Source organism: Methylotenera sp. (assembly GCF_030653755.1).
Lineage (GTDB): Bacteria > Pseudomonadota > Gammaproteobacteria > Burkholderiales > Methylophilaceae > Methylotenera.
Window position 1 is genome coordinate 244,754 of record NZ_JAURYU010000045.1, and the last position, 12,644, is coordinate 257,397.

Below are 12,644 nucleotides of genomic sequence, written 5' to 3' on the forward strand. Positions count from 1 at the left end.
GAGGCGCAATTATAGCAAGCCCACAAAGAACGCACAGAAAAAAGTCGTAACAAAGTGTAGGATGCCTAAATCGGCGATGAAACATCGGCTTGTTGTACTTGTTCGCGACATTCTTTAATGAGTGCTGCAGGGATTAGCAACAGCGCAAAGTAAAGCAATGTTGGAATAATAATGACTTCATCAAGCTGACCTAATATTGGTATAAAGTCTGGGATAAGATCAAACGGTAGCAATAAATAACCCACAGCCAGCCACAACAGGCATTTAGCCAGCCAAGGTGTTTGTGGGTGTTTTAAGACTAATCGATAGACGGCTAGCTCTCTTTTGAGCTGTTTAGCCAGTGATTTCAGTTTATTGAGCACAACTGTCTAATGCACTAATGACTTACTCAAGCGTTAATGGCTGGCCTGTTAATCGTTCAAAGGCCTCCATGTATTTTTCGCTTGTTTTGCTGGCAACGTCTGCTGGCAAGGCTGGTGCAGGCGGTGTTTTATTCCAGCCACTGGCTTCCAACCAATCACGCACATACTGTTTGTCGTAGCTTGGTGGGTTTTTACCCACGACATAGCTCTCAGCAGGCCAAAACCTTGATGAGTCTGGTGTTAGCACTTCATCCATCACATGTAACACACCGTTTTCATCTAAACCAAACTCAAATTTAGTATCCGCAATAATAATACCGCGTGTGAGTGCATATTCAGCAGCTTGTGTGTAAAGCGCTATTGCTGCTTTGGCCACTTGTTCGGCCATGTCAACACCAATCAGCTCAGCACATTGCGCTAAGCTGATATTTTCATCATGCTCACCTACTGCGGCTTTGCTAGATGGCGTAAATAAAGGCGCTGGTAGCTTAGATGCCTCTTGCAACCCTGCTGGCAGGGAAATATCACACACAGTGCCCTTAGCTTTATATTCTTTCCAGCCACTACCCACTAAATAGCCACGCACAATCGCTTCTATCGGTAATGCTTTTAGCTTTTTAACCACTACTGAGCGATTGACTAATTGTGCTTTTTCTACAGGATCACTTACTACGCTAGCAGGCGCTATCCCTGTTAAATGGTTAGGCACCACGTTTTGTAGCTTATCAAACCAGAAATTTGCCATCTGTGTGAGCATTGCACCTTTGTTTGCAATCCCTGTAGGCAAAATTACGTCAAATGCAGAGAGTCTATCGGTACTCACTAACAACATGGTGTTTGCATCGATGTCATAAATATCACGCACTTTACCTTGGTGAATACGTTTTAGACTTTTAATGCTGGTTTCTAATAATGGATTATTCATGTGTGATGATGACTATATTAATGAGTAAGTTGAGCTAAGTACGTATTATAAACGCACTTTATTGATGAATTCTAAAAAGACTGATTGATACTAAAAATATTGAAAAAAATCAGTCTGAACTATCAAAACGGCACTTAATCTAATTATGAATGAACGATTAAATTAGTTTAAAGAATCTAATATTTTTATTATATTTGTACAAATGTATTTTTAGTGGCATGATACTTATACGCGCAATAACTTCAATTGATTCAGCAACGTCTGGTTAATCTTATATCCAGACTCAGCTTTAAATTGGTCGGTTATCGTTTAATACCCGACCTAGACTCAATCAAACATACATCATGCGCTGATGCTTATCACCCAAGATGTATAGCGACAGATTAAGGAGAAGCATTGTCACTCTATAATAGCGAGCCTAAGCGGATATCAAAAAAAACTGTGGTCTTATTCGGTGAGGTGCTTGCCGATCTTTTCCCAGATCAAAGTGTGCTTGGTGGTGCACCATTCAATGTTGCACGACATTTGCAGGCGTTTGACTTACACCCTGTCATGATCAGTCGAACTGGAAATGACTTGTTGCGAGACGAGTTATTAAGTGAGATGAATCGTCTTGGTATGGACACGACGGGTATCCAATGTGACCAAACTCACCCTACAGGGCAAGTAGAGGTACAAATGGAAAATGGCAGCCATACCTTTAAAATCTTACCAAATCAAGCATACGACTATATTCACGCTGGCATCACTCATATGATGGCCATCTCAATAAAACCAGAAATGGTTTACTTTGGAACGCTAGCACAAAGAGGTATGCCGTCGCGTTTGGCGCTCGATAAATTCCTGAGCGACAGCAAATGTCCGCATTTCTTTGATATAAATCTGCGCACCCCTTGGTATAACAAGCACACCGTTCGGCGATCTTTAATGCGTTCAGATATTGTAAAGATGAATGAAGATGAGTTAGATATTGTCGCTAATTATTTTAAAATAAAAGCACCGACCGCACTATTAAAAGCCAAGGCCCTGCAAGATCAATTCGAGTTAACCACTATTCTGGTCACTTGTGGTGCTAATGGTGCTTGGTTAATCAACCAGCAACAGGAGTCATACAATATTGGGCCTGTCGTCCCAACTCCAAGCGTCATTGATACTGTCGGCGCTGGTGATGCTTTTGCCTCAACATTTATAATTGGCTTACTGTCTGGCTGGGAGCTGCCTGTGCTGATGCAGCGAGCAAATCAATTTGCTGCTGCCATTTGTGGAATCAGAGGAGGTGCGCCTCAGCATCTGGATTTTTATACTCCATTTAAGCAGGCATGGAATCTATGAATACCTCTCTGCTCCATAATCCAATTAACAAATCAGAAAATCCAATCTATATTTTGATGATTAGTCTGCATGGCTTGATTCGTGGTGATGATATGGAGCTTGGGCGCGATGCTGACACTGGCGGTCAAACAACTTACGTGGTGGAGCTTGCGCGCGCGTTGGCACTGCATCAAGAAGTAGACAAGGTTGATTTACTGACGCGCCTGATTGACGACACTAGTGTGAGTGATGACTATGCTCAACAACACGAAGATCTGGGTGATGGCGCTCACATTATCCGTCTACCATTTGGCCCTAAACGCTATTTGCGCAAAGAGCTGTTGTGGCCACATTTGAATCAAGTCGTTGATAAATGTCTGCACTTTCTGCGCCAACAAGGTCGGCTACCAAATCTTATTCATACGCATTATGCAGATGCAGGTTATGTTGGTCAGCAACTTTCATTGTTACTGGGAATTCCGCAAGTACATACAGGCCACTCGCTAGGCCGCCCAAAACTCGATCGTATGTTAGCCAGCGGGCGCAAGCCACATCCACTGGAAAAACAATTTAATTTCGGACGTCGCATCGCTGCTGAAGAGGAAGTTATTCAAAACGCATCGCTGATTATTACAAGTACCCAGCAGGAAATTGATCAACAGTATGGCCTTTACAATAACTTTAATCACGCACGCTTCCGTGTAATACCACCAGGGACCAATACTTCCAGGTTTTCTCCGCTGATGCGCAAAGCGATTGATCAAGATACAAAACAACTAGTCGACAAATATCTAGCGAAACCAGAAAAGCCCCTCATTTTTTCAATCAGCCGCCCTGATGCGCGTAAAAACATCAAAGGTCTGATTGAAGCCTATGGCAGAAGTCCTGAGTTGCAAACAGCAGCCAACCTGCTTATTGTAGCTGGCACACGTGAAGATATTCGTCAGTTGGATGAGTCTGAGCAAAAAGTAATGACGGACTTGCTGTTTGATATTGATCGCTACGACCTATGGGGTAAAGTCGCTATTCCAAAATTTGTGTCGCAGGACCAAGTACCAGAGTTTTACAGACTGGCAGCAAGGCGCCGTGGTGTGTTCGTTAATCCTGCATTTACAGAACCATTTGGCTTAACACTCATAGAGGCAGCAGCCAGTGGCCTACCTTTCGTTGCACCAGACGATGGTGGACCTCGTGACATTGTGAGTAATTGCCGTAACGGATTAGTCGTCAATACATTGGAAAGTCAAAAGATCGGCAATGCACTGTTATATGTGCTGGCAGATAGAAAGCGCTGGCGCCAATTTGCTAAGAACGGTATCGCTGGTGTTTGGCGGCACTATAGCTGGGCGGCTCATGTAGAAAAATATATGAAAGAAGTACACAGACTGCTTCGCCGAGATAAAAAGCGCCTACGTCGTCAGCATGCCATTATTCTTAATGCTGAAAAATCATATATGCCTTTGGTTAAAGAGGCACTGATCAGCGATATTGACAATACCCTGCTTGGAGACAAACGAGCGCTGAAGTTGCTTACTGGCTGGCTACAATCGCATCGCGCTAAACTAGCATTTGGTATTGCCACAGGACGGAGCATTGAAAGCGCAGTGGCTATCCTGAAGAAAAATAAAGTCAAAATTCCCGATGTACTCATTACGTCGGTTGGTTCGGAAATTCATTATGGGAAAAAACTAGTGCCTGATTTGGGCTGGGCTGCCCATATCCGCTATCTATGGCGAAAAGAGTCACTGGCCGAGGCCTTGGCAAAACTACCTGGCTTAACACTACAAGGGCCTGAAAATCAACGTGAATTTAAAATAAGCTACATCGCCAAACCAGAGAGCATGCCGCCACTTAATGAGATTTGCGAATATCTGCAAGATTTAAAACTACATGCCCAGCTGATTTATTCACACGAAGAGTTTCTTGATGTGCTACCAATTCGAGCATCCAAAGGACATGCTATTCGTTACCTTGCTTACAAATGGGGCTTACCGCTAGAAAGCTTTTTAGTCGCGGGTGACTCTGGGAACGATACGGAAATGTTAGTGGGTGATACACGTGCTGTGGTCGTAGGTAACCATAGCCCAGAGCTGGCGATATTGCGTGATCAACAGCATATTTATTTTGCTAATGGTCATTATGCAGCGGGCATTATCGAAGGACTCAATCACTACGGCATGAATGTTATTATGGATAAAGCTTCATTAAAAGAACAGGCGCTCAATCATGTATGAACAAGTTTCACACTCCATGCTTAATGACATTCTGATTGAGCTGGAACACGACATAAAAGATAAGAACCTACAGCATTTCTATATCAGGCTAGGGGCAAATTTTTATGCCATCTATTGTTTGTTTCATCAGCTCTATGGGCATCGTCCAGACTTTAAAGCGCAAATGCATAATCTAGTAAAAACGCTAACACGCTCCTATGCAGCAAGACCTCAAGCGTTGCGAAAATTAGATTTAGCACGTGAAAAAGAGCACGATTGGTTCCTGAGTCAAAAGTGGATCGGCTATGCCCTTTACTGTAAAGAGTTCTCTGAAAATTTAGCTGGCTTACAAAGCAAATTGGCTTACCTACAGGATCTTGGCATCAATATGCTGCACATCATGCCAATTTTGGATTGCCCTAAAGGTAAAAGTGATGGGGGCTATGCTGTAAGAGATTTCAGAAAAATAAGCCCTGAAATAGGCTCGCTTAGCGATTTGGATGCCTTGGTCAAAAACCTTAAAAAGCGCGGTATGCTACTCGCACTTGATGTGGTGGTGAATCACACTTCCGACGAGCACGAGTGGGCAATAAAAGCACGTGCAGGCGAAAAGAGCTATCAGGATTATTACCATGTGTTTGATGACCGTGAGACACCAGACATGTATGAAGAAACCATGCCTGAAGTATTTCCAGAAACATCACCAGGCAACTTCACCTGGGATCCTGATATGGGCAAATGGGTGATGACCGTTTTCAATCATTACCAGTGGGATCTCAACTATAAAAACCCAGCTGTATTCATTGAGATGGTTGATATTATTTTATTCTGGGCCAATCGCGGTGCAGATATCATCAGGCTCGATGCCGTGGCTTTTCTGTGGAAAAAAATTGGCAGCACTTGCCAGAACGAACGTGAAGCTCATCTTATTTTGCAGTTGATGAAAGACTGCTGCCAAGTGACGGCGCCTGGGGTGCTGTTCATTGCTGAGGCGATTGTAGCGCCAGTTGAAGTGATTAAATACTTTGGTGAAGATGCAATTAATGCTAAAGAATGTGAAATTGCCTATAACGCAACGCTCATGGCATTGTTATGGGACGCAGTAGCGACCAAAAAAGCAAGATTACTAAATCTTGGCATTAAGAGTATTCCAGATAAATTGGAGCGTGCCACTTGGCTTAACTATATTCGCTGCCATGATGATATTGGCTTAGGCTTCGACGATAGCGACATACGCCTAGCGGGTTATGACCCACGGTTACATCGTAAATTTCTGGTGGATTACTATACTGGAAACCATCAAGTATCGTCAGCGAGAGGAGTTGCATTTGGAAGCAATAAGAAAAATGGCGATACAAGAATTGCAGGTTCTTTAGCTTCACTAGTCGGCCTAGAAGCGGCAATTGAAGCAAATGATCCAATCGCCATTCAAGAAGCTATTCAGACAATTTTACTCTTGCACAGCGTTATTCTTGCATTTGGTGGCATTCCACTTTTATATTACGGCGATGCAATAGGCACGCTCAATGATGTTTCGTATTTGTTAGATGAGCATAAACAACATGATAGCCGTTGGGTGCACAGACCAAAATTAGATTGGAGTAAAGCTAGCTTACGAAAACAACACGGCAGCATAGAACAAAAAATTTTCAGCGGACTGAAAAAAATGATTGCGGTACGCAAGGAAATCAGTGCATTTGCTGACCATAACAACCGTGAATTACTAGAAACTGACAATCCACATCTGTTCGTATTTTCTCGTTTTGACAATATCAATACCTATTCACGCATATTAGTGATATGTAATTTTGACAATAACCCACAACAGCTGAATATTGAAGATCTTTGTAAAAAAGGGTTTTTCCAACCTCATGCTATTAGAGATTTACATAGTGGTGACAGTATTGAGCCGCATGACCATCTCATTGAAATACCTGCACTTGGTTTCTATTGGTTACAAACATAGCTAAACAAAACTTACTTTTGTATAGGTCTCATGCTGAAGCGCCATCGCGGGACTATTTTAACAATTCACACTGAACATTTTTCACAGGCCATCTATGGTTTATGGTCTTTGGTTTATGGCCTATGGCTTATCTTGATCTTATTTTACGTGACTCAACGATCAGCGCCAAGACACGCATTTCTTTAGTTAATAAATGCGCCTTTAATCAATCAAACTGTAGTTTTACAAGTTAACAATAGGAGGAAATATGGAGAATATACTCACCAGCATTGGCTTTAGCGATCCTGAAGTATTGTGGGCACTGATTAAAACAATACTTCGCATCCTGCTGATTTTATCGGTAGCAGGCATTCTAATGAAGTTAAGCTCCAAGCTGATCATGACGCTTAAGTTACATTTAAAAGAACGTGCATCAGACGACATTGAAGAAATGAAGCGCATTGATACAGTGGGCCGAGTCTTTCGCTATATTGCAACGATTGTAGTCGTCATCATCGCTATTGTAGAAGTACTGCACGAGCTTGGTATCTCTATCGCACCGATCTTAGCTGCAGCTGGCGTAGTGGGGGTAGCTGTTGGCTTTGGCGCGCAAAGTTTAATAAAGGATTACTTCAACGGATTTTTCTTACTGCTGGAAAATCAGATTAGACAAGGTGATGTCGTGGATGCAGGCGGCAAGGCTGGGCTAGTAGAAGAGGTTACGCTCAGGTACATCAAAATGCGGGATTACAGTGGCAACGTACATTTTGTGCCGAATGGCACTATCACTACGGTGACCAATATGAGTAGAGGATTTGCTAATGCGGTTATTGACGTAGGAGTGGCTTATCGCGAAAATATTGATGAAGTTATTCAAGTCATGAAAAACGTAGGTGAGCAACTACGAAACGATCAAGAGTTTAAGTTCAAAATTCTAGACACGATGGAAATGGCTGGTGTTGAGCAGCTTGATAACTCCTCAGTTGTGATTCGATGCCGTTTTAAAGTCTTACCTCTTGAACAATGGGGTGTCAAAAGACAATACCTCAAACTTATTAAGGCCGCATTTGATCAACAAGGCATTGAGATTCCTTATCCCCACCTAACAATTTACCCAGGTCAATATAAAGATGGATCTGTTGCGTTTAAAGCATAAGGTGTTGGAATGAAACAAAACCATAGCCTGTCTGATAGTCGCTACGAGTTGGCTTGGTGATACCCGCAGTTTTTTGATTTTTCTACGGTGTAGGCACGGTGCCAGCTAAACTTTGACTGCCTTTCCTCTAATGCTATTTGATAGCTAAATCAACTCAATAAGCTATTAACGATGCAAGATTTGTATAATCTTAGCGTTTACCTAAAGGTTCAAACGCAGAGTTGATTTGTGTTTTTAACATCCCATCAACCAACGCAGTTAAGTGGCTATGAAGCTCAGCAAGCGCCTGTGGGTTCAATCGCATAAGTGCATCTGGAAGTATTCCCCTATGCGGAAGGGGTGCTTTTGCCAGCACCTCCCTGCCCTGATCAGTGGCGTTGAGACACACCACTCTTCTATCACTCGTGCTTTTGACTCTAGTAATGTAGCCTTCTGCCTCTAACTTATCTAGAAGATTACTGGCTGTTGATTGATGAATTGACATTTGAGTCGCTAGATCAGTCACTGTTGAGTTCTCTGTCTCTACAATTTCAGCAAGCGCCCAAAGTGAAGCACCGCCTAATCCAGCTAACTTTTCGATTTCATGAAAATGCCGATTCGCTGACTTGAATATAATTCGGAATAGCTTCAATGTTTCAAGGGCTTGAGTTTGGGAATTAAGGTTATTTTCGGCGGTATTCATATTTGAATGATTATCGTTTTTTCTTAAATTGAAGCATAGAGGTTATTTTACACAAGGATGTGAAATTGATTCAAAGCCTACCTGTATAAAAATTTTTGATGCTTGAATTTGAAATAACCAATATTGAATAACTTTGGAATATGCCTACCCTTACTGCGGCAACGCTTTTAGATAGGTGTGATCTAGAATAGCCTCTTAATCTTTTCTATACTCACCAATTTTAATGATTTTCATTGTATTAGTGCCGCCAGGATGCCCGATAGGTTCACCAAAAGTTAACAAGACAAGGTCGCCATCACTCACAACTCGTTGCCTGAGTAGCACTTGCTCCATTTCAGCGATGATTTCATCTCTATTCTTATCCTCTTGCTCAATTGGGTAAGGATAAACACCGCGGTGCAATGTGAGCTTTCTACGCGCAAGTTTATCTGGTGATAATGCGTAAATGGGCACCTCTGCATCCGCGCGTGACAGCCATTGCGCAGCATTACCAGACTGCGTAAGCGCAGCAATTGCCTTCACTTTTAAATGCTGAGCAGTATAAATAGCGGCTGCGGCCACGGCTTCATCCGTTTTAATAAAAACCTGATTAAGCTTTTGCGCATGATACTGGCTAAAGTACTCCTTCTCAGCCTCAACCACTACCCGATGTACTGCCTCTATTGTTTCTAACGGATATTGTCCAGCCGCAGTTTCAGCTGAAAGCATCACCGCATCTGTACCGTCCAGTACGGCATTTGCCACATCAGACACCTCAGCACGTGTCGGGATTGGACTAGTAATCATAGACTCCATCATCTGTGTCGCTGTAATCACTAGCTTATTTTGCGCACGAGCCATGCGTATCATCCGTTTTTGCAAGCCAGGAACGGCTGCATCTCCCACTTCAACACCCAAGTCACCCCGTGCCACCATAATGGCGTCAGAAGCGTCAATAATGGCCTCTAAATCATTAATAGCCTCTGCGCGTTCAATTTTCGCAATGATACTTGCCGTGCCGCCAGCCTTACGCACTAAAGTGCGTGCAAGCTCTACATCTAGTGCAGATTTAGGAAACGAGATGGCAATGTAATCCGCTTCTAGCGCAACCGCAGTTTTAATATCTTCTCGATCTTTTTTGGTTAAAGCCTCCGCAGACAAGCCACCACCTTGACGGTTAATACCCTTATTATTGGATAAGACACCGCCACTCAGCACGACGCAATGGATTTGATTACCTTTGATTCTATCCACCTGCATGGTAATGCGACCATCATCCAACAACAATATCGCATTTTCTGACACCTCTTGCGGGAGCGTTTTGTAATCTAATCCAACATGGTATTGATTACCAAGTTCGCAATCAGCATCTAATATAAAGATATCGCCTGTTTTTAACGTGACTTTACCAAGTTCAAATTTACCAATTCGAATTTTAGGGCCTTGTAAGTCACACAACACACCAACAGGACGCCCTAGTTTGATTGCAATGTTACGCACGATTTCCGCACGTTTAATGTGATCTTCTGCACTACCGTGTGAAAAGTTTAAACGTACAACATTGACGCCTGCGGTAATCATGCGCGCAAGCATCTCCTCGCTAGTAGAGGATGGGCCTAGTGTTGCCACAATTTTTGTTTTACGTAATGTCAAACTTTTACCTTAATTTCTCTAAAAATAACAAACTCAAAATAAAAATGGGGCTATCAGCCCCATTTTTAAAGTCATACTTTTCATACTAAAGGTTCGGGCTAGTTAACTTTTAGCACGTAATTCTAAAATCTCAACCGCTGGTAATTTCTTACCTTCTAAAAACTCCAAAAATGCACCGCCTGCTGTTGAAATGTAATCTACTTTACTTTCAATACCGTACTTTTGAATCGCAGCAATCGTGTCGCCACCACCCGCTAAAGTAAATGCTTTTGTATTGGCAATAGCGTTAGCGATAGTTTTGGTACCTTCGCCAAACTGATCAAATTCAAACACACCCACTGGGCCATTCCAAACCACAGTCCCTGCATTTTTAATAATCTCTACTAATTCATTAGCAGATTTCGCGCCAATATCAAAAATCATGTCATCTGCCGCCACATCAGCCACGTCTTTCTTGATGGCTGGCTCATTTGCATCAAATTTCTTAGCGCAAACAACATCAATCGCAACTGGTACTGCTGCGCCTCTTTGGGACATTTTGTCCATTAAGGTGCGTGCGACAGGCACTAAGTCATCTTCACACAATGATTTACCAACTTCAAAACCAGAAGCTTTTAAGAAAGTATTGGCAATACCTCCACCCACAACCATCTGATCCACTTTTTCAGACAAGCTCTCAAGCACTGTCAGCTTAGTAGAAACTTTGCTACCACCAACAATCGCCACCATCGGACGTGCTGGATTCAACAAAGCTTTAGTGAGTGCTTCTAACTCATTCACTAGTAATATGCCTGCTGCTGCCACTGGTGCAAACTTTGCAACACCATGTGTACTTGCTTCTGCACGATGCGCAGTACCAAAAGCATCCATCACGAAAATATCACATAGCTTCGCATACTTTTGTGACAGTTCATCGCTACTTTTTTTCTCGCCTTTGTTAAAGCGACAGTTTTCCAACACAACCAATTCGCCCGCAGCGACTTCAAAGCCCCCATCGACCCAATCTTTAATCAGGCGCACAGGCTTTGCCAGTTTTGTCGAAATCACATCCACCACTGGTTGCAATGAGTTTTCTTCTGAGTAAACACCTTCTTCAGGACGACCTAGATGCGAGGTCACCATCACTTTAGCACCCGCTTTAATGGCAAACTCAATCGTCGCCATTGAAGCAGTAATACGTGCATCTGAAGTCACTTTACCATCAGCAACTGGTACGTTAAGGTCGGCGCGGATTAATACACGTTTACCGTTTAAATCCAGATCTGTCATTTTGATCACATTCATGACAAATCTCCTTATTTAGCGGCCATCATAGCAACTACGTTATCTAACATGCGGCAACTAAAACCCCACTCATTGTCATACCATGCGCACACTTTAACCAACATGCCATCTTTCGTCACTTTAGTTAATGTTGCATCAAAGTTTGATGAGAAACTAGTATGGTTATAATCAATAGACACCAATGGTGCTTCGTTGTAAGACAAAATACCTTTAAGCGCGGCGCTATTTGCCGCTTCATGCATGATATGGTTAACTTCTTCTTTTGTAGTAGGGCGTGACGGCGTAAATGTTAAATCAACAATCGAAACATTGATGGTTGGTACGCGAATCGCAAAACCATCCAATTTCCCATTCAACTCTGGCAACACCAAACCAACTGCTGCTGCTGCACCTGTTTTCGTTGGAATCAACGAAGTGGTTGCAGAACGTGCGCGACGCATATCTGAATGATGTGAGTCTGTTAACACTTGATCATTTGTGTATGAATGAATTGTGTTCATCAGGCCATTAACGATACCAATTTTATCATTCAAAGGTTTTACCATTGGCGCAAGACCGTTGGTTGTGCATGAAGCATTGGAAACTACGGTATGGCTTGCTTTAATCACATCATGGTTCACACCATATACGACTGTTGCATCAACATCTTTATCGCCTGGTGCTGATAACAATACTTTTTTTGCACCCGCATCAATATGCGCTTGTGCTTTAGCTTTACTATTAAATGCGCCTGTACATTCAAGCACAACATCAATACCTAGGTCACGCCATGGTAGTTCAGCTGGGTTACGCGTTGAAAATGTTTTAATTTTCTGGCTATTGATAATCATGGCATCACCATCGACACCTACATCAAATGGAAATCTGCCGTGAGCACTGTCATAACGCGTTAAATGTGCATTACTTTCGGCATCACAACCTGCGCTATTAATTGCAATAATTTCAATGTCTTTACGACCTAACTCATACACTGCACGCAACACCATGCGTCCAATACGACCATAACCATTAATTGCCACTCGAATTGCCATGATAATTCCTAAATATTTTCAATTAACTGCAAGCCAGTTAAAGCATACATAGCCTAAATTCATCTACCACTTAAAGCTAGACATCCGCTATAAAAACTAGCGC

General features: G+C 42.6%; 10 protein-coding genes. 4 read left to right on the forward strand and 6 right to left on the reverse strand.

Annotation, left to right across the window (positions count from 1 at the left end):
• Window positions 1–65: 65 nt before the first annotated feature.
• Together Q7U33_RS09235 and Q7U33_RS09240 are read right to left on the reverse strand one after the other, a co-directional pair.
• Window positions 66–362 (reverse strand): YkvA family protein, encoded by a 297-nt coding sequence (locus tag Q7U33_RS09235; protein ID WP_304860029.1) that lies wholly within the window; start codon window positions 360–362, stop codon window positions 66–68.
• Between the two features lie 22 nt (window positions 363–384).
• Window positions 385–1,287, reverse strand: coding sequence for a phosphoribosylaminoimidazolesuccinocarboxamide synthase (locus tag Q7U33_RS09240; RefSeq protein ID WP_304860030.1), 903 nt, complete (start codon window positions 1,285–1,287; stop codon window positions 385–387).
• Window positions 1,288–1,683: 396 nt separating this feature from the next.
• Here Q7U33_RS09240 and Q7U33_RS09245 point away from each other — a divergent pair, with 396 nt between their 5' ends.
• From Q7U33_RS09245 to Q7U33_RS09260, 4 genes are all read left to right on the forward strand, one after another.
• The gene (locus Q7U33_RS09245) at window positions 1,684–2,619 is read left to right on the forward strand and encodes a carbohydrate kinase (protein WP_304860032.1); all 936 of its coding nucleotides are present in this window, start codon (window positions 1,684–1,686) and stop codon (window positions 2,617–2,619) included.
• Window positions 2,616–4,832 (forward strand): HAD-IIB family hydrolase, encoded by a 2,217-nt coding sequence (locus tag Q7U33_RS09250; protein WP_304860034.1) that lies wholly within the window; start codon window positions 2,616–2,618, stop codon window positions 4,830–4,832. The genes Q7U33_RS09245 and Q7U33_RS09250 overlap by 4 nt, the downstream gene beginning before the upstream one ends.
• A complete protein-coding gene (locus Q7U33_RS09255; RefSeq protein WP_304860035.1) occupies window positions 4,825–6,777 on the forward strand; it encodes an alpha-amylase family glycosyl hydrolase in 1,953 nt (650 codons plus the stop codon). The genes Q7U33_RS09250 and Q7U33_RS09255 overlap by 8 nt, the downstream gene beginning before the upstream one ends.
• A gap of 247 nt (window positions 6,778–7,024) precedes the next feature.
• On the forward strand, window positions 7,025–7,912 hold the full coding sequence (locus Q7U33_RS09260; protein WP_304860037.1) for a mechanosensitive ion channel family protein: 888 nt from the start codon (window positions 7,025–7,027) through the stop codon (window positions 7,910–7,912).
• A gap of 190 nt (window positions 7,913–8,102) precedes the next feature.
• On the opposite strand, the gene Q7U33_RS09265 is transcribed toward Q7U33_RS09260, so the two are convergent.
• From Q7U33_RS09265 to gap, 4 genes are all read right to left on the reverse strand, one after another.
• Window positions 8,103–8,594, reverse strand: coding sequence for a MarR family winged helix-turn-helix transcriptional regulator (locus Q7U33_RS09265; RefSeq protein WP_304860038.1), 492 nt, complete (start codon window positions 8,592–8,594; stop codon window positions 8,103–8,105).
• Window positions 8,595–8,789: 195 nt separating this feature from the next.
• Window positions 8,790–10,226, reverse strand: coding sequence for a pyruvate kinase (gene pyk, locus Q7U33_RS09270; protein ID WP_304860040.1), 1,437 nt, complete (start codon window positions 10,224–10,226; stop codon window positions 8,790–8,792).
• A gap of 102 nt (window positions 10,227–10,328) precedes the next feature.
• The gene (locus Q7U33_RS09275) at window positions 10,329–11,510 is read right to left on the reverse strand and encodes a phosphoglycerate kinase (RefSeq protein ID WP_304860041.1); all 1,182 of its coding nucleotides are present in this window, start codon (window positions 11,508–11,510) and stop codon (window positions 10,329–10,331) included.
• 11 nt (window positions 11,511–11,521) lie between these two features.
• Entirely contained in the window at window positions 11,522–12,541 is a 1,020-nt protein-coding gene (gap, locus tag Q7U33_RS09280) for a type I glyceraldehyde-3-phosphate dehydrogenase (protein WP_304860044.1), read from the reverse strand.
• Between the last annotated feature and the right edge of the window lie 103 nt (window positions 12,542–12,644).

What these genes read in the sequence shown, in the direction of transcription:
- Q7U33_RS09260 (WP_304860037.1), top strand. Translation starts at nt 7,025, where the DNA reads ATGGAGAATATACTCACCAGCATTGGCTTTAGCGATCCTGAAGTATTG.
- Q7U33_RS09255 (WP_304860035.1), top strand. Translation starts at nt 4,825, where the DNA reads ATGTATGAACAAGTTTCACACTCCATGCTTAATGACATTCTGATTGAG.
- gap (WP_304860044.1), bottom strand. Translation starts at nt 12,541, where the DNA reads ATGGCAATTCGAGTGGCAATTAATGGTTATGGTCGTATTGGACGCATG.
- Q7U33_RS09265 (WP_304860038.1), bottom strand. Translation starts at nt 8,594, where the DNA reads ATGAATACCGCCGAAAATAACCTTAATTCCCAAACTCAAGCCCTTGAA.
- Q7U33_RS09240 (WP_304860030.1), bottom strand. Translation starts at nt 1,287, where the DNA reads ATGAATAATCCATTATTAGAAACCAGCATTAAAAGTCTAAAACGTATT.
- Q7U33_RS09275 (WP_304860041.1), bottom strand. Translation starts at nt 11,510, where the DNA reads ATGAATGTGATCAAAATGACAGATCTGGATTTAAACGGTAAACGTGTA.
- Q7U33_RS09250 (WP_304860034.1), top strand. Translation starts at nt 2,616, where the DNA reads ATGAATACCTCTCTGCTCCATAATCCAATTAACAAATCAGAAAATCCA.